Annotated in this window: 20 protein-coding genes and 1 tRNA gene; 10 read left to right on the forward strand and 11 right to left on the reverse strand. The window is 75.8% G+C overall.

Annotation, left to right across the window (positions count from 1 at the left end):
- The first annotated feature begins 75 nt into the window (after window positions 1–75).
- Window positions 76–149, forward strand: a tRNA-Phe gene (locus tag E8D37_RS16315).
- A gap of 84 nt (window positions 150–233) precedes the next feature.
- Here E8D37_RS16315 and E8D37_RS16320 read toward each other — a convergent pair.
- From E8D37_RS16320 to E8D37_RS16330, 3 genes are all read right to left on the reverse strand, one after another.
- Window positions 234–1,310 carry a 2,3-butanediol dehydrogenase gene (locus tag E8D37_RS16320; protein ID WP_136570851.1) on the reverse strand — a complete coding sequence of 359 codons (1,077 nt, stop codon included), beginning with the start codon at window positions 1,308–1,310 and terminating at the stop codon, window positions 234–236.
- Window positions 1,311–1,528: 218 nt separating this feature from the next.
- Window positions 1,529–2,026, reverse strand: coding sequence for an SRPBCC domain-containing protein (locus E8D37_RS16325; protein WP_136570852.1), 498 nt, complete (start codon window positions 2,024–2,026; stop codon window positions 1,529–1,531).
- A gap of 1 nt (window position 2,027) precedes the next feature.
- Window positions 2,028–2,438: a metalloregulator ArsR/SmtB family transcription factor gene (locus E8D37_RS16330; RefSeq protein ID WP_136570853.1), complete on the reverse strand. Its 411-nt coding sequence runs from the start codon at window positions 2,436–2,438 to the stop codon at window positions 2,028–2,030.
- A gap of 120 nt (window positions 2,439–2,558) precedes the next feature.
- Here E8D37_RS16330 and E8D37_RS16335 point away from each other — a divergent pair, with 120 nt between their 5' ends.
- Window positions 2,559–2,774 (forward strand): I78 family peptidase inhibitor, encoded by a 216-nt coding sequence (locus tag E8D37_RS16335; protein ID WP_136570854.1) that lies wholly within the window; start codon window positions 2,559–2,561, stop codon window positions 2,772–2,774.
- Here E8D37_RS16335 and E8D37_RS16340 read toward each other — a convergent pair.
- Both E8D37_RS16340 and E8D37_RS16345 read right to left on the reverse strand, forming a co-directional pair.
- Window positions 2,764–3,531: an SDR family oxidoreductase gene (locus E8D37_RS16340; protein WP_136570855.1), complete on the reverse strand. Its 768-nt coding sequence runs from the start codon at window positions 3,529–3,531 to the stop codon at window positions 2,764–2,766. The genes E8D37_RS16335 and E8D37_RS16340 overlap by 11 nt on opposite strands.
- Window positions 3,532–3,585: 54 nt before the next feature.
- Window positions 3,586–4,239: a helix-turn-helix transcriptional regulator gene (locus E8D37_RS16345; RefSeq protein WP_136570856.1), complete on the reverse strand. Its 654-nt coding sequence runs from the start codon at window positions 4,237–4,239 to the stop codon at window positions 3,586–3,588.
- A gap of 77 nt (window positions 4,240–4,316) precedes the next feature.
- Here E8D37_RS16345 and E8D37_RS20440 point away from each other — a divergent pair, with 77 nt between their 5' ends.
- Both E8D37_RS20440 and E8D37_RS16355 read left to right on the forward strand, forming a co-directional pair.
- Window positions 4,317–6,032 (forward strand): FAD-dependent oxidoreductase, encoded by a 1,716-nt coding sequence (locus E8D37_RS20440; protein WP_136570857.1) that lies wholly within the window; start codon window positions 4,317–4,319, stop codon window positions 6,030–6,032.
- Between the two features lie 162 nt (window positions 6,033–6,194).
- Window positions 6,195–6,851, forward strand: coding sequence for a hypothetical protein (locus tag E8D37_RS16355; RefSeq protein ID WP_136570858.1), 657 nt, complete (start codon window positions 6,195–6,197; stop codon window positions 6,849–6,851).
- Window positions 6,852–6,905: 54 nt separating this feature from the next.
- On the opposite strand, the gene E8D37_RS16360 is transcribed toward E8D37_RS16355, so the two are convergent.
- Both E8D37_RS16360 and E8D37_RS16365 read right to left on the reverse strand, forming a co-directional pair.
- Window positions 6,906–7,376 carry a DUF4190 domain-containing protein gene (locus tag E8D37_RS16360; RefSeq protein WP_136570859.1) on the reverse strand — a complete coding sequence of 157 codons (471 nt, stop codon included), beginning with the start codon at window positions 7,374–7,376 and terminating at the stop codon, window positions 6,906–6,908.
- 270 nt (window positions 7,377–7,646) lie between these two features.
- Entirely contained in the window at window positions 7,647–7,961 is a 315-nt protein-coding gene (locus tag E8D37_RS16365) for a hypothetical protein (RefSeq protein ID WP_136570860.1), read from the reverse strand.
- A 158-nt stretch (window positions 7,962–8,119) separates the two neighbouring features.
- Between E8D37_RS16365 and E8D37_RS16370 the strand changes: the two genes are divergently transcribed.
- From E8D37_RS16370 to E8D37_RS16380, 3 genes are read left to right on the forward strand one after another with little or no spacing between them, the layout of a single operon-like run.
- Complete coding sequence (locus E8D37_RS16370; RefSeq protein WP_136570861.1) at window positions 8,120–10,393, forward strand: alkaline phosphatase family protein; 2,274 nt, start codon at window positions 8,120–8,122, stop codon at window positions 10,391–10,393.
- Window positions 10,390–11,184 (forward strand): MBL fold metallo-hydrolase, encoded by a 795-nt coding sequence (locus tag E8D37_RS16375; RefSeq protein WP_136570862.1) that lies wholly within the window; start codon window positions 10,390–10,392, stop codon window positions 11,182–11,184. Before E8D37_RS16370 ends, E8D37_RS16375 begins: the two co-directional genes overlap by 4 nt.
- Window positions 11,181–11,813: a VTT domain-containing protein gene (locus tag E8D37_RS16380; protein ID WP_206055797.1), complete on the forward strand. Its 633-nt coding sequence runs from the start codon at window positions 11,181–11,183 to the stop codon at window positions 11,811–11,813. The genes E8D37_RS16375 and E8D37_RS16380 overlap by 4 nt, the downstream gene beginning before the upstream one ends.
- A 72-nt stretch (window positions 11,814–11,885) precedes the next feature.
- Here E8D37_RS16380 and E8D37_RS16385 read toward each other — a convergent pair whose 3' ends face one another.
- From E8D37_RS16385 to E8D37_RS16395, 3 genes are all read right to left on the reverse strand, one after another.
- On the reverse strand, window positions 11,886–13,073 hold the full coding sequence (locus E8D37_RS16385) for a hypothetical protein (RefSeq protein ID WP_206055798.1): 1,188 nt from the start codon (window positions 13,071–13,073) through the stop codon (window positions 11,886–11,888).
- Window positions 13,074–13,425: 352 nt separating this feature from the next.
- The gene (locus E8D37_RS16390) at window positions 13,426–14,223 is read right to left on the reverse strand and encodes an alpha/beta fold hydrolase (protein WP_168929790.1); all 798 of its coding nucleotides are present in this window, start codon (window positions 14,221–14,223) and stop codon (window positions 13,426–13,428) included.
- Window positions 14,224–14,290: 67 nt separating this feature from the next.
- Window positions 14,291–15,514 (reverse strand): MFS transporter, encoded by a 1,224-nt coding sequence (locus E8D37_RS16395; RefSeq protein ID WP_136570865.1) that lies wholly within the window; start codon window positions 15,512–15,514, stop codon window positions 14,291–14,293.
- Between the two features lie 241 nt (window positions 15,515–15,755).
- On the opposite strand from E8D37_RS16395, the gene E8D37_RS16400 reads away from it, so the two are divergent.
- Window positions 15,756–16,325: a dihydrofolate reductase family protein gene (locus E8D37_RS16400; protein WP_136570866.1), complete on the forward strand. Its 570-nt coding sequence runs from the start codon at window positions 15,756–15,758 to the stop codon at window positions 16,323–16,325.
- Between the two features lie 22 nt (window positions 16,326–16,347).
- Here E8D37_RS16400 and E8D37_RS16405 read toward each other — a convergent pair whose 3' ends face one another.
- Complete coding sequence (locus E8D37_RS16405) at window positions 16,348–16,731, reverse strand: hypothetical protein (protein ID WP_136570867.1); 384 nt, start codon at window positions 16,729–16,731, stop codon at window positions 16,348–16,350.
- Window positions 16,732–16,842: 111 nt separating this feature from the next.
- Between E8D37_RS16405 and E8D37_RS16410 the strand changes: the two genes are divergently transcribed.
- Together E8D37_RS16410 and E8D37_RS16415 are read left to right on the forward strand one after the other, a co-directional pair.
- Window positions 16,843–17,943, forward strand: a complete 1,101-nt coding sequence (locus tag E8D37_RS16410; protein ID WP_206055799.1) for a LacI family DNA-binding transcriptional regulator — start codon at window positions 16,843–16,845, stop codon at window positions 17,941–17,943.
- Between the two features lie 112 nt (window positions 17,944–18,055).
- Window positions 18,056–20,599, forward strand: a complete 2,544-nt coding sequence (locus E8D37_RS16415) for a response regulator (protein ID WP_136570869.1) — start codon at window positions 18,056–18,058, stop codon at window positions 20,597–20,599.
- Window positions 20,600–20,615: the final 16 nt, after the last annotated feature.

Below are 20,615 nucleotides of genomic sequence, written 5' to 3' on the forward strand. Positions count from 1 at the left end.
CGCCCGGCCCCTCCGCCCCGGAGCCCCGGGCGATTCGTGACCCGACGCACCGCTGCGTTAGAGTCTTCCCCGCTCGGGCAGGTAGCTCAGTTGGTACGAGCGATCGCCTGAAAAGTGATAGGTCGGCGGTTCGACCCCGCCCCTGCCCACGAGCACCGCGAGGCTCAGACTCGCGAACGAAGGCCCCCACCGCGTGCGGTGGGGGCCTTCGCCGTTCTCGCGGCGTCGAGCGGTCAGAGGCCCTTGCCCGACGGCGAGACGAGGATCTTCACGGCCGTCTCGTTGCGGTGGATGAGGGTGTCGAAGCCCTCGTCGACCAGCCCGTCGAGGCCGATCCGGCCGGTGATGAACGGGGCGAGGTCGATCTTCCCGGACTCGACGAGCTCGATCGTGGCCGGGTGGGAGTTGACGTAGGCGATGGTGCCGCGGACGTCGAGCTCCTTGAGGACGATCTTCTGCATGTCGAACTGGGCGGGCTTGCCCCAGATCGAGACGACGGTGAGGACGCCGGTCGGGCGCAGCGCGTCGGTGAGGGTGTCGACCGCGGCCTGCACCGAGGTGCACTCGAACCCGACGTCCGCGCCCTTGCCCCCGGTGAGCGCGCGGACCTCGGCGACGACGTCCTGGGAGGCGGGGTCGAGGACGTGCTTGGCGACGCCGGTCTCGGCGGCCTTCTGCCGACGCAGGGCGCTCATCTCCGAGATGATCACCTCGACGCCGAGGGCGGTGAGGACGGCCGCGGTCAGCAGGCCAATCGGGCCGGCGCCGACGACGAGCGCGACGTCCCCGGCCTTCGCGCCCGAGCGCTGGACGGCGTGGTAGCCGACCGAGAGCGGCTCGATGAGCGCGGCCTGGTCGAGCGGCACGTCGTTGCTCACGGGGTGCACCCAGCGGCGCTTGACGACGATCTTCTCGCCGAGGCCGCCACCGCCGCCGCCGAGGCCGATGAAGTTCATGTCGTCGGAGAGGTGGTAGTCGACCGAGTCGGGGCCGGCGTCCACGTCGTCGCGGATGATGTAGGGCTCCACCACGACGTGCTGGCCTACTTCGAGGTCGGTCACGCCCTCGCCCACGGCGTAGACGACGCCGGACATCTCGTGGCCCAGCGTGACGGGGGCCGACTCGCCGCTGATCGGGTGCGGGTGGCCGTGCGGCGGCACGAAGATCGGGCCCTCGGTGTACTCGTGCAGGTCCGTCCCGCAGATGCCGCACCAGGCGACGTCGATGCCGACCGTGCCGGCCTCGACCGACGGCTCCTCGACGTCCTCGATGCGGATGTCGCCCCGGTCGTAGTAGCGCGCTGCGCGCATGTCCTCAGCTCCTCTGCCGTGGCCGGCGGGCGCCGGCCGTCCGTGCGGGTGGTCACCTCCACGCAAGCCCGCGCGCGCCGCTCGTTCAAGGCAGAACTCGACGGACGTCGAGAACTGCGACGAACGGCGCGGACGCCTCGCCGGACGGCTCCGGGAGGTGGGGACCACCGACGGTGGCGGCTGGGCAGGGGTCGGCGCCAGCCCGCCGGCGGCGCGCGTCAGCCCGCCGGCGCGGGCTCCAGGACGCCGTCCAGCCGGCCGAGCTGGGCCTTGTAGCCCCACTTCATCCCGAAGGCGGCCATCCGGGCCTTGGCGCCGATGGCGCTGATCGCCACGTCGAGGCGGACGTGGGTGCCGCCCTCGACCTCGGTGAAGGTCACCGTGTTGACGTGCTCGATGGTGGTGACGTCGTCCTTGCCGTCGGTCCACGAGCGCGCGGACCACACGAGCCGCGCGTGCTCCTCGATCTCGGTGAACGTGCCGGCCATCGGCCACCGCGTCCCGGCGTAGCGGCCCATCTCGGGGCCGGCCTCCATCACGAGGGCGATCTCCCCGCCGACCCGGAGGTCGAGGGTGCACTCGGGGACGAACGTCTTGTCCGGGCCCCACCAGCGCGCGAGGAGGTCGGGCTCGGTCCACGCCCGCCACACGGCGGCGACGGGGGCGGCGTAGGTGCGCTCGAGGTCGAACGTCTTCTGCTTCTTGAGGACGGGCACGTCAGGTCTCCTGGGTGGGTGAGGTGGCGCCGGGCTGCGCCGGTGGTGAGGGCGGCAGGTCGGTCGGCAGGTCGGTCGGCAGATCGGTAGGCAGGTCGGCCGCGCCCGACTCCAGCAGGGCACCGAGCGCGTCCAGCCGCGTCTCCCAGACCCGCTGGAAGGAGTCGAGCCACGAGGCGAGGTCGTCGAACGCGTCCTGCTCGAGGGAGTAGACCCGGCGGCGCGCCTGCGGCCGGACCCGCACGAGCCCGGCCTCCCCCAGCACCCGCAGGTGCTTGGAGACCTGCGGCTGGCGCAGGCCGAGGGCGTCGGCGATGTCGCCGACGGCGCGCGGGCCCGTGCGCAGCAGCTCCACGATCCGCAGGCGGCTGGGCTCGCCCAGCGCCGCGAAGGTGGCGGCTGCGGCACTCACGGCCGCGCCCCTGTCCCGGTCATGGCGCGACGCTAGGCGCCGTCACGTATTCCCGTCAAGGAATATGTCGGACGCGAAGGGGTGACCGCCCCCCGGGCAGGACCGTGCCAGGCTCGAGGCATGACCGATCCCGCGGAGCAGACCTTCCTGGACTCCCTGGCCGGGCTCCCCCTGGCCGAGGCCACCCGGCTCGCCGAGGAGCGCGGCCACCAGGTGCGCGCGCTCACCCCCGGCTCGCCCATGACGATGGACTACCGCCCCGAGCGCGTGAACCTGGAGCACGAGCCGGGCCTGGAGGACGCGCCCCGACGCGTCCTGCGGGCCTTCAGCGGCTGACGTCCTCGGCGGCCGGCCGCGTCTCGTCGGCGATCCGCTTGTGCGAGACGTGGGCCGTGAGCCCGCCGTCCACCACGAGCTCCGCGCCGTTGTAGTAGGCGGAGTCGTCCGAGCAGAGGAACGCGATCGTGGGAGCGACGTCCTCGGGCGTGCCCACCCGGCCGAGCGGCACCTCCGCCACCGCCGCGCCGAGGAAGGCCCCCGACGCGCTCGCCATGAGCGGGGTGTCGATGAAGCCGGGCATCACGGCGTTGACCCGGATGCCGCGGGTGCTGCCGAGCTCCAGGGCGGCGGAGCGGGTCAGCCCGCGCAGCGCCCACTTGCTCGCCGTGTAGGCCGCCGCCGCGTGACCGGAGACGGCGGCCACCGAGCAGACGTTGACGATGCTCGAGCCGGGCGGCATGAGCGGCACCAGCGCCTGGATGCCCAGCAGCGGGCCCGTGGCGTTGACGTCCAGGGCCCGGCGCCAGCCCTCGGCGCTCACGTGCGGCAGTCGCTCGCGCGCGGCGATGCCGGCGTTGTTGACCAGCGCGTCCACGCGGCCGTGCCGCTCGCGCAGCGCCTCGGCGAGAGCGGCCCAGCCCGCCTCGTCCGTGACGTCGAGGTGCCGGTGCTCGACCCCCTCCACCACCACCTCGGCGGGCAGGACGTCGGTGGCGACGACCTGCGCCCCCTCCGCCGCCAGCAGCCGGGCGGCCGCGAGGCCCTGCCCGCGTGCCGCTCCGGTGATGACGACGACCTTGCCCTGCACCTTCATGGAACCCCCCTCGACGACTGCGGTGCCCTGCCTACCACCTGGGGGCAGGCCGGGTCAGGAGCGGACGTGCATCCGCTCGCCCTGCGGACCGTAGAGCGCCAGCACCTCGGCCGGGTGCGGGCCGGGGTTGCCGAACCAGTGCGGGGTGCGCGTGTCGAACTCGACGACCTCCCCCGGCCCGAGCAGCAGGTCGCGCGACCCGAGCACCAGCCGCACGCGGCCGGAGAGCACGTACATCCACTCGTAGCCGTCGTGGGTGCGCAGCTCGCCGGGCTCGCCCGGCTCCACGGGGATCACCATCTTGAACGCCTGGACGCCGCCCGGCCGCCGGGTCAGCGGCAGGTAGGTGCGCCCGTGCCGGGTCAGCGGGGTCAGCCGGACCCGCGGGTCGCCGGTCTCGGGGGCGTCGACCAGCTCGTCGAGGGCGACCCGGTGCGCGCGCGCCAGCGGCAGCAGCAGCTCGAGGGTGGGCTTGCGCTGCCCGGACTCGAGCCGCGACAGCGTGGAGACGGAGATACCGGTCTCGGCCGAGAGGTCGGCGAGGGTCGCCTCGCGCTCGAGTCGGAGCTGCCGCAGGCGCGGGCCGACCTGCTCCAGGGCGGCCTGGGTGCCGTCCTCGTCGCCGGGCGCCGGGGTGGGCGTGAGCGTGGACGCCACCGCCGGCGGGCCGCCGGTGGCCCCCTCGTCCTGCGCTCGCCTCGCTCCCATCGCGCCAGGATGCGTCAGGAATTGCCAGAACGGCAAGAATGTTTGCGCTTTTCTTCGGGGGGCGACAGGCTCGCCCCATGACGCCGCCAGAGGACACGCACGCCACCGGGCACGGCCACGGGCACGGCCACGGGCACGGGCACGGCCACGGGCACGGGCACGGGACGCCCCAGCCGCCCGTCGAGCTGCCGCCCGGGCCGCAGGACGTCGACGTCCTCGTGGTCGGCGGGGGCGCCGCCGGTCTGGCCGGCGCCCTCTCCCTGGCCCGCTCGCGCCGCTCCGTGCTGGTCGTCGACGCCGGCGAGCCGCGCAACGCCCCCGCCGAGGGCGTCCACAACCTGCTCACCCGCGACGGCACCGCGCCCGCCGAGCTCGCCCGCCTCGGGCGCGAGGAGGTGGAGCGGTTCGGCGCCGTGGTGGAGTCCGGACGCGTGAGCGCCGCCGCGCCGTGGCACCACCCGGGCACCGGGTTCGCCGTCACCGTCGAGGGCGCGGACGGCGGCAGCCGCACCGTGCTCGCGCGGCGGCTGCTGGTCACCACCGGCCTCGTCGACGAGCTGCCCGACGTGGCCGGGCTGGCCGAGCGCTGGGGTCGCGACGTCGTCCACTGCCCCTTCTGCCACGGCTTCGAGGTGGCCGACCGGCGGCTCGTCGTGCTCGGGCTGACCCCGATGGCCGCGCACGCCGGGCTGCTGTGGCGGCAGTGGAGCGACGACGTCACGTTGGTGGTGCCCGCGGTCGAGGACGGCGGGCAGGCGCTGATCGACCCCCGCGGACCCGACGCCGAGCGGCTCGAGGCGCGCGGCGTGCGCACCGAGACCGGTCGCTGCGTCGAGGTCGTCGTGGAGGACGACCGCGTGGTCGGCGTCCTGCTCGACGACGGGCGGACGCTGCCCGCCGACGTCGTGGTCTGCCCCGGCACCATGACCGCCCGCAGCGACGTGCTCGCCGGGCTGGGCGTGCCGGTCGTGCCCTTCGAGGTGGGCGGGACGGCCTACGGCACCCGCGTGGAGGTCTCCCCCACCGCCGAGACCTCGGTGCCCGGCGTGTACGCCGCCGGCAACGTCACGGACCTGCACGCGCAGGTCGTGGGGGCGATGGCCGGGGGCGCGTGGGCGGGCGCGCAGATCACGGTCGACCTCGTCTCGGAGGACGCCGAGCGCGCCGTGACCGCGGCGCGGGCGCGGATCTTCGAGCGTCCCTCGTGGGAGGAGCGCTACGCCGGCGACGAGCACGTGTGGAGCGGGCGGGTGAACGCCGTCCTGGCCGACGAGGCGGCCGACCTGACCCCCGGGCGGGCCCTGGACATCGGCTCCGGAGAGGGCGGCGACGCCCTGTGGCTGGCCGAGCGGGGCTGGCGCGTGACCGGGTTCGAGTTCTCCTCCACCGGACGGGCGCGGGCCGCGGCCGAGGCGGAGCGCCGCGGGCTCGGCGACCGCGTGGAGTGGCGCGACGTCGACGTCCGCACCTTCGACGCCGGCGAGGAGTCCTGGGACCTCGTCACCTGCCACTTCCTGCACCTGCCGGACGGCGGGATGGTCGAGGTGACCCGGCGGCTGGCCGCGGCCGTCGCCCCCGGCGGCACGCTGCTCGTCGTCGGCCACCACCCGGTCGACATGCCGCCGGGCTCCGGGCCGGGCCGCCACACCCACACCCCCGAGTCGCTCGTGCCGGCGCTCGACCCGGCCGTCTGGGACGTCCTGGCCGAGACCCGCGAGCGCGTCGCTCCGGCCCGCGACGGCTCCGGCGACCTCACCTGGCACGACGCCGTCCTGCGCGCCCGGCGCCGCTGAGCGGGGCCTCCCCTGGCCGGGGATAGTCCCTGACCAACGGACCCTTGATCCGCCTGTTCGGCGGTCCGTTGGTCAGGGACTATCGCCGGTTCCTGGCGCAGCAGCGTGGACGACGGGGGCCGGTGAGGGCCGAGGGGCCGGGCGCGGGGCATGCTGGGGGGCGTGAGCGAGCGCGAGGAGACGCAGCGGCTGGGCACCGAGCTGGCGGACTGGCTGGACGGGCTGGGCCTGCTGCCGCACCTGGCCGAGGCCGGGCTGCCGACGGTCGAGCGCACCGGCGCCGGGGTGCCGGTCTGGCGCGAGGCGGACGGCACGCCGCTCAGCCTCGAGCGGCTGCGCGAGCTCGAGACCGAGCTGCGCGGCCAGGGCGAGGACCCGCGGCACGCCGTGCCGGTCGGGCTCATCCAGGTGGCCCGTCGCGCCGAGACCCGCGCGCGGCTGCTCGCCTCCCCGACCCACACCTACGCCTCGCTCGCTGCCCTGCGCGGCGTGAGCGAGAACGCGGCGCGCTTCGCGGTCCACAAGGCCGCGCAGGAACGGCGGCTGCTGCTGGTGCCCGCGCCCGACGGCGGGGACGTCCTCGTGCCGGCCTTCCAGCTCCTCGAGGACGGCGAGCCGCGGCCCGAGCTCTCGCCGGTGCTCGAGCCGCTGCTGGCCGCGCAGGGCGACCCGTTCGCGGTCTGGTCGTGGCTCACGCAGCCGGCCGCGCTGCTGGGCGGCGCGGTGCCGGAGGTGCTGGCCACGGACCCCGACGAGGCGGACGTGGTCGTCACCGCCGCGATCCGGCTGGGCGAGCGGATGCGCGCGACGCCCCGCTGACGCGGGTGCGTCGGCGGGGCGGCCCCTCAGGGCGTCCGGGGGTGCGCCGGCGGGTCAGCTACCGCTGACCGAGTTCCCGAACTCCTGGGTGCAGGAGTCGATGGCGGCCTGGTCGCTGCCGGCCTGGGTCAGGCAGTCCTGGAGGTTCTGCACCGAGTCGGACTGGAAGAACGCCACACCGGCCGCCAGGACGGCGCCGCCGATGAGGATGCTGACGAGGCCCAGCAGCCAGCCGATGACGGCCATCGCCCGGCCGCTCGCGCGGCCCTTCTTCGCCTTGCTCGAGGCCACCAGGCCGAGCACGAGGGCGATGAGTCCGCCGATGATGCCGCCGACAACGGTCCACGACAGCAGGAACGCCAGGATGCCGACGGCCAGGGCCGCGATCGCGAGGCCGGGTCCGCCGCGCTTCTCGGTCGCCGGGGCGCCGTGGCCGGCCGCGTAGGCCGCGTGGTTCTCGTGGGTGGGGGCGGTGCCCGCCTCGGTGGGGTACGGGGTCTCGCCGGTCTGCTGCTCGCCGCTCATCGTCGCTCCTGGTCCTCGGAGTGGTCCGGGTCGGTGGTCATGACTGTCAGTGCTGCAGGCGTCCTGCTACCCGGAACGCCGGACCTCGACACCACCCCTCCCGTCGGACCGCCCTCCGCGGCCGCTGCCCCCGGACGTCATCCATCCCGGCTCAATCCAGGGCCGACTCGTATGACCTCCCGCCGGCAGGGTGCAGACGTCATCCATCCCGGCGCGATCCAGGGCCGACTCGTATGACGTCCCGGGGGCAGCGGGGCAGCGGGACGCGCGTCAGCGGGTGATCTGCCAGCGCAGCCAGGCGTCCAGGAGCAGCGCCCCGCCGGCGACGGCGGTCGCGATGAGTCCGAGGACCCACCCGACGATCGCGCCGAGTCGTCCGGTCGCGAGACCCCGGCCGGACCGCCACGTCCCCGTGCCCCCCAGGCCGATGGCGACGAGGCCGAGCACGAGGCCCGGCACGCCCGTCCACGAGAGCAGGACGCCGAGGAGGCCGGCGACGATCGAGCCGACCGCCCACGCCGGGCCACCGGCGCCGGTGGCGGCGGGCGGGAAGGGGTCCCGGGAGGCGTCGTCGGGGGCGTCCACGGAGGCGAGCCTACGCAGGGCGGTCCTCGGCCGGGCGCCGAGCCGGCGCGCGGCGCGGTTGCGCGAGACGCGGGACGGGGGACGCGTGAGCAGCCTCTCGCCCGCTGCCCACCCGAGCGGACAGGTCCGGCGTCGGCACCCGGAACTACGATCGGCAGGTGGGGCAACGGCAGGGGCAGGACCAGCGGGAACGGGCCGGCGACGAGCGGTCGCTGACGCGCACGCGCTGGCGTCGGGCCCGGCTGGGCGCGACCCGGCTGGCCCGGTTCCGTCCCTCGCGATCCTGGGCCCTCGACGTCGTCCGCTCGTTCGTCGTCTCGTTCCTCGCCCTCACCCTCAGCCTCTGGGCGCTGCCCGGCACGCAGGCGGACCACGGCGCCGAGTCGGTGGCGGCGCTGGCCGTCGGGGTGCTGGTCGTCGGCGCCCTGCTGCGCCCCCTGCTCACGCGCCTGACGGTGCTCACCGGCGTCGTCGGGCTGCTGCTCGCCGGCCTGCTCACCCAGGCCCTCGTGCTCGCGGTGGCCCTCGCGGTCATCCCGACGGTCGACCCGTTCCCGTGGCCCGAGATCCTGCTGGCGTCCTGGAGCGCGGCGGTGGCCGCGGCGGGCGTGAACTGGCTCTTCGACGCCAGCGGCGACGAGGCGTTCCTCGGCCAGGTGCTGCGCCGCGCGACCCAGGGCTCGGGACACCCGGGCCACGCGGGCGCCGGACTGCTCGTCGTCCAGCTCGACGGCGTCTCGGAGCCGCTGCTGCGGCAGGCGGTGGTCTCCGGCGCGGTGCCGACCGTCTCGCGCTGGCTGCGCTCGGGCGACTACCGGCTGCGGCGCTGGCACACCGGCATCCCCTCGACCACCCCCGCGGGCCAGGCCGTGCTGCTGCACGGAGACGACACCTCCGTGCCCGGGTACCGCTGGTGGGACAAGGACCTCGGCCGCCTCCTCGTCGTCAGCAAGCAGCCGGACCTGGCGGTGATCCAGCCGCGGCTCTCCGCGACGTCCGGGCACCGCGGCCTGCTCGCCGACGGCGGCGCGAGCGTCGCCGTCCTCTTCTCCGGGGACGCCCCCACCAAGCTGCTCACGATGAGCGAGGCCGGCCTGCCCCGTGGCGGACGTGGCGCGGCCGCGTTCGCCACCTATCGCTCCGGCTTCCTGCGCTCGATCGTGCTGTTCGTCGGGCAGATCGTCACCGAGCTGCACCAGGCGCGGCGCCAGCGCATCCGCGGCGTCGAGCCCCGCGTGAGCCGGCTGGGACCGTTCCTCTTCCTGCGCGGCCTCACGACCGTCGTCCTGCGGGACCTGAACCTGTCGATCGTCGCCGACCTGATGACCTCCGGGACGCCCGCGATCTTCGTGGACTTCGTCGACTACGACGAGGTCGCCCACCACGCCGGCCCGAGCCGGCCGGAGTCGATGCGGGTGCTGGAGAACCTCGACCGCACCCTCCAGCTCTTCACCGACATCGCCGCCGAGGCCGACCGCGCCTACGAGATCGTCGTCGTCTCCGACCACGGCCAGGCCCAGGGCCGCACCTTCGAGCAGCTCACCGGGCGTCCGCTGCGCGACGTCGTGCAGGGGCTCGCGGGGGCCTGCGAGCCCAGCGGGCCGCTGGCCACGCAGGCGGGGGCGGCCCAGGCGGCGGCGCAGGCGGCGGCGGAGGGGCTCCTGGACGGCGGGGAGCGGATGCTCCCGGCCTCGCTGCTGCTCGCCGGGGGCTCCCGCAGCCAGCAGGCCGCGGCCCGGGCCGTCACCGGTGCCGCCGAGCGCAGCCGCGCCCGGCACGCCGAGCAGCCCGCGTCCCCGATCGTCGTGGCGGCCTCCGGCGGTCTGGCCCACGTCTACCGCACCGACCTGCCCGGACGCCTCACACACGACGACCTCGCCCGCCTCCATCCCGCCCTCGTCGACGGCCTCGCGCACCAGGAGGGCATCGGGCTCGTGGTCACCCGCACCGGCGGTGGCCACCTGCGGGTCACCGGCCCGACCGGCTGGAGGCTGGTGCGGCCCGGCCCCGAGGACGTGCTGGTGGAGGGCGGCGAGGGCCCCGACCCGCTCACGCCGTTCGGCCCCCTGGCCGCCGCGGACCTGCTCGAGCTCGAGGGCAAGGACGGCGTCGGCGACCTGGTGCTGCTGGGGGCCTGCGACCCCGACCTCGGCGAGGTGGTCGCCTTCGAGGAGCTGGTGGGCAGCCACGGCGGCGTGGGCGGCGACCAGACCGAGGCGCTCTTCCTCCACCCCGCCTCCTGGGACGTGCCGGACGCGGCGCTGCGCGGCGTCGACGTGCACGCCGCGCTCGTCCACCGGCTCGAGCAGCTCGGGCTGCGCCCCGGCACGCCGGACGCGGGTCCCGCGGCGCGGACGGCCCGCGAGTCTCCCCAGGCACCCGAGGCTCCCCAGGCACCCGAGACGCCCCAGGCCCCCGAGGTCGTCGCATGAGCGTGCCGCTGACCTGGTGGGGGCACGCGTCCGCCACCGCCGAGCCGGGCGGCGCCCGCGTCCTGCTCGACCCCGTGCTCGACGACCGGCTGCACCACCTGCGCCGCCGCACGCCCACGCCCGGCGTCGACGCGCACGAGGCGGACGTCGTCCTGCTCTCCCACCTGCACGCCGACCACTTCCACGTGCCGTCGCTGCGCCGGCTGGTGCCCGGCGCGGTCGTCCTCGTCCCGGACGGCGGGCAGAAGCTGCTCGGGGCCGGCCTGCGCGGCTGCGCGGTGCGGGGCGTGGTGCCCGGCGACGTGGTCGAGCTGACCACCGCCGGCGGGGTGGCCGTGACCGTCACGGTCCTGCCGGCCACCCACGACGGGCGGCGGCTGCCGCTGCCCCGCTCGCTGGTCGCCCCGGCGATCGGCTTCCACGTGGCGGCGGGCGGCCGGTCCGTGTGGTTCCCGGGCGACACCGAGCTGGACGACGTCCTGCGCCGGACGCTGCACGACCTCGCCCCCGTCGACCTCGCCCTCCCGCCCGTGGGCGGGTGGGGGCCGAGCCTGGACGAGGGCCACATGGGTCCCGAGGACGCCGCGGAGGCCGTGTCGCTGCTCGGCGCCGCGGCCGCGGTCCCCGTGCACTGGGGGACGTTCTGGCCGATCGGGCTGCAGCGGCTCGCGCCCGGGACGTTCCACCGTTTCTTCGCCACGCCCGGGGAGCGCTTCGTCGCGTCGATGGGTCGCTGGGCGCCCCGGACCCGCGCCGTGATCGCGCGCCACGGCGAGCGGCTCGTGCCGTGATCGACCAGGTGACGCCGTGGGCGCTGCTGGTGCTCGCGGCCGTGGTGGCGTTCGGGGCCGTGCTGCCCGTCGTCCCCACCGGGGCGGCGGTCTCGGCGGCCGCCGTCCTGGCCGTCGACACCCACGTGTGGGAGGTCGTGCCGGTGGTGGTGGCCGGGGCCGTCGGTGCCTACGCCGGCGACCTCGTCGTCTACGCCGCGCTGCTCGTCGCCGGGACGGGGCTGGCCGAGCGGGCCGGCTGGCTCGAGGAGGGGACCGCCCACGACCGGCTGGAGACGCTCCGGGCACGGATCGAGCGGCACGAGCTGCGCACGCTGCTGGTCTCGCGGCTGGTGCCGGGCGGGCGCGTGCCCGTGCTGCTCGTCGCCGCGCTGACCGGCTACCCCTGGTACCGGTTCGCCTCGGCCGCCGTCGGGGCCGCGTCCCTCTGGTCCCTCTGCTACGCCAGCGTGGGCGTGCTCGGCTCGTTCCTGCCGCACCAGGAGGTCGCCCTCGCGGTGGTCGTGGTCGCCGCGCTGCTGCTGAGCTCGGTGCCCGGGCTGGCCCGGCGGTGGTCGGCGCGGGGCGGGGACGTCGGCGAGGGACTGGACGAGCAGGCGGGCCGCTCCCCGAGGGAACGGCCCGCCTGATCACGCCCCGGCCGGTGCGGCCGGGTGGTGCTTGCTTGCTTCCTGGTTGCTTCCTGCTTGCTTCCCGCTGCGTCAGAAGGCGCCGACGCCGTTCGGGGTGCCGAGGCCCGTCGGACCGTCCCACCCGGCGCGAGCCGTGCAGAGCTGGGCCGGCGAGCAGGTGCCGTTGCTGCCCGAGGTGACGTCGTTGAGCAGCTCGGGGTGGGCGTAGGGCTTGGCGTTGGCGTAGCCCGAGGTGTTGCCGGAGAGGGCGTAGACCGAGGCGATGATCGGCGCGGACTCGCTGGTGCCCCCGAACTGGCCCCACGTCGAGGCGCTGCGCGAGGACGGGTAGTAGACGGCCAGGCCGCCCTCGCTCGGGTCGGCCGCGGCGGACACGTCCGCCATGGCGCGGCCGGAGCAGCCGGTGTTGAAGGAGGCAGCCGCCGCGAGGGCGACGTTCTGGGAGCAGCCGGAGCCGGCGCCGTCCCAGACGGACTCCGTCCAGCCGCGCGCGGTGCTCGAGGCGGGCACCAGCGAGGTGCCGCCGACGGCGGTCACGTAGGAGGAGGACGCCGGGTAGCTGCCGCCCTGGTAGCCGTTGTCGCCGGTGGACGCCGTGACCGCGATGCCCGGGTGGTTGTAGTAGGCGCCGTAGGTGGAGTCCGGGGCGTCAGAGCCGCCGTAGGAGTTGGAGATCGCGACGACGCCGGGCTGCTTGGCCGCGGTCTGCACGGCGGTGCCGAGGTTGGCGAACGTCGGGCTCTTGGCCTGGACGACGAGGATCTTGCAGTCGGGGCAGGCCGCCGAGACGGCGTCCACGTCGAGGGCCTGCTCCTGGGCCCAGCCGACGTCCATGCGCGGCAGGCTGGTGCCGCCGTTCTGGTCCATGATCGTGAGGCAGCCGTTGGCCGTGGTGCAGGCCGGGAGCCCGAACTGGGCGCGGTAGGTGGCCAGGTCCTTCTCGAGGTTGGTGTAGCCGTAGGCGTCGACGATCGCGACGGTGCGACCGCCGGAGGACAGCCCGGTCAGCCCGTAGGCGTCCTGTAGGCCGCTGGGGGTGAGGCCGGTGGAGGGCGGGGCGGTGGCCTTCGGCGCGTTGCCGGCCGCGTCGACCAGCTTCTCGGCGAAGCACGTGGCCTCGCCGGCGGAGGCCTTCGAGGCGCAGACCCGCTGGCTGTGCAGCTGCCCCGTGGGGGAGGGTGCCGCCGAGGCCTGCGGGACGAGCCCGACGAGACCCGCCACGACGAGGGACGCCGCCGCGAGGGCGGCTGAGGACACACTTCTTCTCACTGTTGTCGCTCCTGGAGATTCACGGCCCGAGATGCTCGGAACCCAGTTGACAGTGGCAAGTGTCTAGTCCTCGTGGGACGGGTGCGTCCAGTGCGTCCGGGTAAAACCTGTGAGTCCGCTACGGGACGCTCTCCGGCTGTGCGCCGCGTGCGCCGGATCATCTGCGGCGCGGGTGGTGACTGAGCAACCGACTGCCGCACCACACCGGTTGCCCACACACCGCCAGTCAGCCCCGCCACCACCAGCGGTGCCCCAGCAACCGACTGCCGCACCCCACCGGTTGCTCCGACACCGCCCACCAGCCAGCCCCAGCCGGCCGCGGCCCAGCCGCGGGAGCACCTCAGCCCAGCAACGACTCCGCGACCTCCCGCGGCCGCTCCAGGACGGTGAGGTGCCCGGTCGCGGGCAGGACGGTGACGCGCGTGGGCGCGCCGGAGGGCCGCAGGGCGGCGATCTGCTCGGCGCGCGCGGGCGGGGTGTCCCGGTCCTCGGCGCCGAACAGCAGGTGGACCTCCCGCGGGAACGCGGCGACCACGTCGGCGGTGTCGTGCCGGGCGGCGATCGCGCGGGCGATCCAGGCGACGCCGGCCGGGTCGGCGGCGGCCACCAGTCCCGCGACCAGGTCGACGAGGTCCGGCTGCTCGCGGTGGGCGGTCGGGCCCAGCGCGGCCTCCGGGACGTCCGCGAGCGAGGCGGTCGAGCCGTCGCGCTCCACCGTCCGGGCGGTCTCGCGGCGGACGTCCGGCTCGTCCGGCTCGATCCGCCACGGTGTGGTGGAGGCGAGGACGAGCCCGGCGACCCTGTCAGGCCGCGTGCGGGTGACCTCCAGGGCCGCGTAGCCGCCGGTCGAGATGCCGAGCACGTGGGCCGCCTCGACCTCGTGGGCGTCGAGCACCGCGGCCACGGCATCCCCCACGACGTCCATGGTGGGCTCCTCGGAGGGAACGGGGCTCGCGCCCAGACCGGGGAGGTCCGCGAGGAGCACGCGCCGCCCGCACCCCAGCAGCGCCGGCACCAGGCGCGAGAAGATCGCCGAGCCGAGCGGGAACGCGTGCAGCAGCAGCCAGGGCTCGTCGGGCGCGAGGAGCACCCGCGGGTCCGGGGACAGCGCGGTGCTCCACAGTCGGGGCGTGCTCACACCCCCAGGCTGACCCGCCGGGGGCAGCGCGAGCAGGTCCCTGCGGGTGGGGCGAGGAGCTACCGGCTCAGCCGCGCTCGCGGGACAGCGCCCACGCGGTGGTGGCGGCCAGCGCCCCCACGACCGTCAGGCAGGCCACCGCCGTCGCGACGCCCGGCCAGCCGCCGCCGTGCCAGGCGAAGCCGAGGGCCGCGCCGAAGATGCTCGACCCCGCGTAGTACGTCATCACGTAGGACGCCGAGGCGCGACCCGGCGCGGAGGGCAGCAGCTGCGGCGCCCAGCCGCTGGCGGTGGCGTGCGCGGCGAAGAAGCCGGCGGTGAACACCACGAGGCCGAGGATCACCAGCGCCAGGCTGCCCGAGAGCGTGATCGCCAGCCCGACCAGCATCACCGCGGTCCCCGCCAGGAGGACGGGCAGCCGGCCGACGCGGTCGGCGAGGCGTCCGGCGGTGGCCGAGGTGACCGTGCCCGCCAGGTAGGCGAGGAAGGCGAGGCCGGCGAGGGCCGGGGTGAGGTCGAACGGCGCGGAGGTGAGCCGGTAGGTCAGGTAGTTGTAGACCGCGACGAAGCCGCCCATGAGCGCGAACGGGACGACCACGAGCACGACGAGGGCGAGGACCTTGTCGCGGCCCGCCCCGGCGGCCCCGCGGGAGGCGTCGGTGAACAGCACCGGCTGCGGCAGCAGGGCCCAGAACAGCACCATGGCGACGACGCAGAAGACGGTGAGGGTGAGCAGGCCGCCCCGCCAGCCGGCCAGGTCGGCCGCGATCGAGGTGAGGACACGTCCGCTGACCCCACCGATGGTGTTGCCGGCGACGTAGAGCCCCATCGAGGCGCCCAGCCCGGCCGGGTGGACCTCGGTGCCGACGTGCCCCATCGCCGTGCCGAGCACCCCGCCGAGCGCCGCGCCCAGGACCAGCCGGGCGATCACGAGCACCTCGAAGGTGGGCGCGACGACGCAGGCCAGCGACGCGAGCGCGGCCACGACGAGCGCCACCCGGATCACCCGGACCCGGCCCGCCCGCTCGGCCAGCGCCGCCGCGGGCGCGGTGCACAGCGCCAGGGCGCCGGTGGTGACGGAGACGGTGAGCGCCGCGCGGGTCGCGTCCACCCCGAAGGTCGACGTCAGCTGCGGCAGCAGCGGCTGCGTGCCGTACATGAGCCCGAACGCCGCCAGCCCGGCGAAGAACATCGCCACATTGAGCCGGCGGTACCCGGCGCTCCCCGGCCGGTGCCGCGGGTCGCCGTCGGCGGGGCCGACCTCGACGTCGGCAGCGGACAGGACACTCACTCGGTCAAGGGTGCGTGAACGGCCCGCACCAGACCAGGAACTGTGAGATGTCGGACGCGCGCGACGTCCTGATGCTCGCGATGGTCCCTGACGAACGGACCGCTACGCGGCCCGAAAGACGGTCCGTTCGTCAGGGACTGTCACCCCGGCCGGCCGCACTGGGTCCAGCGGCGGCGATGAGTCAGGCTGTCCCCGCCGGTCGGTACCCCCGACCGTCCACCCACCACCCCAGGAGACCACCGTGCGGACCCTCGTCGTCACCGAGATGCTCACCCTCGACGGCATCGTCGACTCCCCCGGCAACGGGGACCACCCGCACGCCGGCTGGACCTTCAAGGACGTCGCGTTCGACCCCGCCGCCTACGCGATCAAGGGCCGCGAGCAGCTCGAGGCGGGCGCCATGCTGCTCGGCCGGGTCTCCTACACCGAGTTCGCGCCGGTGTGGCCGTCGATGACCGAGGAGTTCCCGCAGTACAACGCGATGCCGAAGTACGTCGTGTCCACGACCCTGGCCGAGGACGAGCTCGTCGACGGCTGGGGCGAGACGCACCTCCTGCGCTCGCTCGACGAGGTCGCGGCGCTCAAGGAGGAGACCGACGGCGGCCCGCTGATCGTCCACGGCTCGGCGACGCTGGCGCAGGGCCTGGCCGCGGCCGGGCTGGTCGACCGCTACCACCTGCTGACGTTCCCGCTGCTCCTCGGCTCCGGCAAGCGACTCTTCGCCGACTCCCCCAAGACCGGCCTCAAGGTGGTCGAGCACGAGGCCTACGCCAACGGCGTCACCATGCAGGTCCTGGACGTCGTGCGCTGACCCCGGCAAGCAAGCGCCCCGCTCAGCCCGCCTGCTCCCGCGGCAGCGGGAGCGGCGCGACCCCGCCCAGCCCCCGGCGGTAGCGCACGTGGGCGGCGAACGCGTCGAGCACGTCGTAGAGGGCGCGCCGGGCGGGCCAGGTGACCGGGCCGTCCCGGTGCCCCCACGACTCCCCGAACGAGACCCACACGGGCACCCAGGCGCGGGCGCAGTCCCACCGGCCCTGCTGGGACTCCACCAGCCGGCGGCGGATCTGGAACGCCTGGCGCGGCCCGTCCACGCAGATGGGGGCCGTGGCGACCGGCCAGACCCACAGGTCGTGCGCCACGAGGGCGAGCTCGAGCTCCGCCAGCCGGCCCGGGTCGACCAGGACCGTGGCGACGTTCTCGTGCGGCGCCCGCCTCATGACGGGCCACGGTAGCCCCGCCCCCGTGGACGCAGGGACCGGTCGAGACCGGTCGCGACCCGCCGGGGGGATCACTGGTCGGCAGGGTTCCCTGGTCATATGGTGCCGAGGGTGGATGCCTCCCACGGTCCCGGGACCCCAGGGTCCGGACCCCTCCCCCACGCCAACATGGCGGACGTCGCGCGCGAGGCCGGCGTGTCCATCGCGACCGTCTCCCGTGCGCTGCGCGGGCGCCCCGGCGTCGGCGAGGAGACCAGCCGCCGCATCCGGGCCGTGGCGGAGCGGCTCGCCTACGTCGTGTCCCCCGAGGCCTCGCACCTCTCGCGCCGGGAGACCGGCCGCGTGGCGGTGGTGGTCCCCCAGCTGGCGCCGTGGTTCTACGCCACGATGGTCGGCGAGGTGGTGCGCCTCCTGCGCGACGCCGGCCTCGACACCCTCCTGTACGAGGTGGACGGCCCCGAGGAGCGCGGCCGCTTCGTCGAGGAGCTCCCCGCCCGCCGCAAGGTGGACGCCGTCGTCCTGCTGGCGCTGCCGCTGACGCCCTCCCAGCGCGACCGCCTCGACCTGCTCGGCGTCCGCGTGGTCGTGGCCGGCGGCCGGCTGCGCGACCTGCCGCACGTCGAGGTCGACGACCTCGCCGTCGCGCACACCGCCGTCGACCACCTCGTCGGGCTCGGCCACCGCGACATCGCGATGGTCCGCACCTCCGACACCGACGAGACCCCCTGGGAGGCCGACCTGCTGCGCAGCCGCGGCTGGTCCGAGCGCCTGCGCCACCACGGGCTCGAACCGCGCGAGGAGCTCCGGGTCACCGTGGAGATCGGCCCCCGGGCCGGCGTCGAGGCCGTGCAGCGGCTGCTCGCCCTGCCGCAGCGTCCGACCGCCGTCTTCGCCTACTCCGACGAGCTGGCCGCCGGCGTGGTCGTCGGCGCCCGCGAGGCCGGGCTGCGGGTCCCCGAGGACCTCTCGGTGATCGGCGTCGACGGTCACCCGATCGCCGAGCTCCTCGACCTCACCACCGTCGACCAGCACGTGGCCGAGCAGGCCGCGCGCACGGTGACCACGGTCCTCCACCTGGTCGGCCGCACCGCGGACGGCGATCCCGTCGACCCCGCGGAGCAGGTCGGTCACGCGGCGGAGCCGCTGTCCGTCGTCCTGGACCACACGCTGGTGGTCCGCTCCAGCACCGCACCGCCGTCCTCGGCGGGCTGACGCCGACGACGACACGGCTCACCCGCCCTCGCCCGAACGGGCCCCAGGCGGCAGACTCCTCCCAGGTGAGGCGCCGCTCGGGCGCCCGGCGCGAGCACGGCCGGAGGTGCACGTGAGCGGTCGTGGGGACGTGACGCGGCTGCTGCTCGACCTGCACCGCGCCGTCCAGCCCTGCACCGGCCTCGAGGCGGCGCTCCCGGCGCTGGCCGAGGTGCTCGTCCCGGGCACCGGGTGGCGCAGCGTCGGCGCGTACCGCTGCCCGGCCCAGGGCGCCGGAGCCCTGGAACGGGTGCACGACCCGTCGGGCCTCGTCGTGCCCGACCCGGTCCTGGCCGAGCGCGCCCGGCAGGAGCGCGGGCCCGTCGTGGTGAGCGCCTCCGGCCCGGGGGACGCCCGCGCCCTCGTGGCCCTGCCGGTGCTCGCGCCCGAGGCACCCGCCGGCCGCGGGGCCGAGCCGGTCGTGGCCGTGCTCGAGGTGCTGGCGGACTCCTACCCCGTGGCCGTCGACGACCCGGTGCTGGTGGAGCTCGGCAGCGCCCTCGCGGCGGTCACCGCCCGGGAGCGGACGACGGCGGACCTCGCGGACGAGCGCGACGAGGCCGTGCGGGCCGGCCTGGCCAAGTCGCAGTTCCTGGCGACGATGAGCCACGAGATCCGCACCCCGATGACCGGCGTCATCGGCCTCAACGACCTGCTGCTGCACACCGACCTCGACGACCACCAGGCGCGGCTGGCGCACGGCGTGGAGCAGGCCGGGCTCGGGCTCCTGGCCATCCTCAACGACGTCCTCGACCTCTCCAAGATCGAGGCGGGCGGCCTGGAGCTGGAGCAGGTCGACTTCGACGTCCGCTCCGTCTTCGAGCAGTCCGCGGCCGCGATCGCCGGACGGGCCCACGAGAAGGGCCTGGAGCTCGTCGTCTCGTGCGCCCCCGACGTCCCGACGTACCTGTGCGGCGACCCCACGCGGCTCGGGCAGGTCCTCACCAACCTGGGCTCCAACGCGGTGAAGTTCACCGAGTCCGGCGAGGTGGTCGTCGAGGCGACGGTCGAGCGGGCCCGGGGCCGCTCGGTCTGGCTGCGCGTCCGGGTGCGCGACACCGGCATCGGCATCCCGCCGGAGGCGCAGGCCACCCTGTTCGACGCGTTCACGCAGGCCGAGCTCGCCACCACCCGCCACCACGGCGGCACCGGGCTGGGCCTTGCCATCTGCCGCCAGCTGGTGGCGGCGATGGGCGGCCGGATCGGGCTGCGCAGCGCGCCCGGCACCGGCTCCGAGTTCACCTTCACGGCGCAGCTGGGCAGGGCGTCCGTCGAGGCCGCTGCGGAGGTCGACCTGTCCTCCGTGCGCTCGCTGGTGGTCGACGACCACACCGTCCAGCGCACCGTGCTGCGGGCGCAGCTCGACGCGTGGGGGTCCGAGGGCGGGGTCGCCGCCGACGCGACGGCCGCGCTGGCGGAGGTCGCCCGGGCGCGCGCCGCCGGCCGCCCCTACCAGGTGCTGCTACTCGACGCGGGCCTCCCCGTCGAGGACGGGCCGGGCGGGCTGGACGCCGTCGCGCTGCTCGCCGCGCAGGAGGCCGCCGCCGGGGCCGAGCCCCCGCTCGTCGTCCTGCTCACCACCGACCACGGCGTGGGATCGCGAGCGGCCCACGACGCGGGCGTCCGCGACGTCCTCAGCAAGCCGGTCCGCCACCACGAGCTCCGCTCCGCCCTCGCCAGGATCGCCGGGTACGCGGACGTCGCCGAGGAGCGGCGGCCGGTCCGGCTGCTCGCGCCCGGGGGGACGGTCCGGGTGCTCGTGGTGGAGGACAACCCCGTCAACCAGCTCGTCGCGACCGGGCTGCTGGAGGCGCTCGGCGTCGAGGTGTCGCTCGCGGACGACGGCGAGACCGCCCTCGACGCGCTCGACCCGGTGGACGGCCCCCGCGCCGACCTCGTCCTGATGGACTGCCGGATGCCGGGCCTCGACGGGTTCGACACCACCCGCGCCGTCCGGGCCCTCGAGCGCACCAGGGGCGCCACCCCCGTCCCGATCATCGCCATGACCGCCTCGGCCCTCACCGGCGAGCGCGAGCGCTGCCTGGCCGCGGGGATGGACGACTACCTCACCAAGCCGGTGGACCCCGCGCGGCTCGAGGAGGCGCTGCGCCGCTGGCTGCCCGACCGCACGACCGACCCCGGCGACGGGGCGGACCCGTCGGCGGCCGAGGGGGCCACCGAGCCGGGGTCGCCCGGCGACGACGGCGCCGCGCAGCCCGCCACCGCTCGCGACCTCCCCTCCGACGCCTCCCCCGCCGCGGGCGCGGGGGCGCTGCCCGTCATCGACCCCGAGCGCCGGTCGATGCTCGCCGAGCTGGTCAAGGACGGCGAGAGCTTCTTCGACCGCACGGCCCGCTCGTTCGCGAGCCGCATCGACGGGCAGCTCGCCGCGGTCCGAGCGGCGGTCGAGGCGCACGACACGCACACCACCTTCACCGCCGTGCACCTGGTGCGCGGCAGCGCGCTCAACCTCGGTCTCCCGCGGGTCGCCGCGGCCGCCCTCGCGCTGGAGGACGAGGCGCACCGGGGCCGCACCCAGGACGCCCCCACCCTGCTGGCGCGGGTCGAGGCCGAGTGCGCCTACGCCGTGGAGGAGCTGCGCCGGTCGCTGGGCTGACCGGTGCCCTCGCCCA

Source organism: Nocardioides sp. GY 10127 (assembly GCF_004919085.1).
Classification (GTDB): Bacteria; Actinomycetota; Actinomycetes; order Propionibacteriales; family Nocardioidaceae; genus Nocardioides.

What these genes read in the sequence shown, in the direction of transcription:
- E8D37_RS16320 (WP_136570851.1), bottom strand. Translation starts at nt 1,310, where the DNA reads ATGCGCGCAGCGCGCTACTACGACCGGGGCGACATCCGCATCGAGGAC.
- E8D37_RS16335 (WP_136570854.1), top strand. Translation starts at nt 2,559, where the DNA reads ATGACCGATCCCGCGGAGCAGACCTTCCTGGACTCCCTGGCCGGGCTC.
- E8D37_RS16340 (WP_136570855.1), bottom strand. Translation starts at nt 3,531, where the DNA reads ATGAAGGTGCAGGGCAAGGTCGTCGTCATCACCGGAGCGGCACGCGGG.
- E8D37_RS16345 (WP_136570856.1), bottom strand. Translation starts at nt 4,239, where the DNA reads ATGGGAGCGAGGCGAGCGCAGGACGAGGGGGCCACCGGCGGCCCGCCG.
- E8D37_RS20440 (WP_136570857.1), top strand. Translation starts at nt 4,317, where the DNA reads ATGACGCCGCCAGAGGACACGCACGCCACCGGGCACGGCCACGGGCAC.
- E8D37_RS16360 (WP_136570859.1), bottom strand. Translation starts at nt 7,376, where the DNA reads ATGAGCGGCGAGCAGCAGACCGGCGAGACCCCGTACCCCACCGAGGCG.
- E8D37_RS16375 (WP_136570862.1), top strand. Translation starts at nt 10,390, where the DNA reads ATGAGCGTGCCGCTGACCTGGTGGGGGCACGCGTCCGCCACCGCCGAG.
- E8D37_RS16405 (WP_136570867.1), bottom strand. Translation starts at nt 16,731, where the DNA reads ATGAGGCGGGCGCCGCACGAGAACGTCGCCACGGTCCTGGTCGACCCG.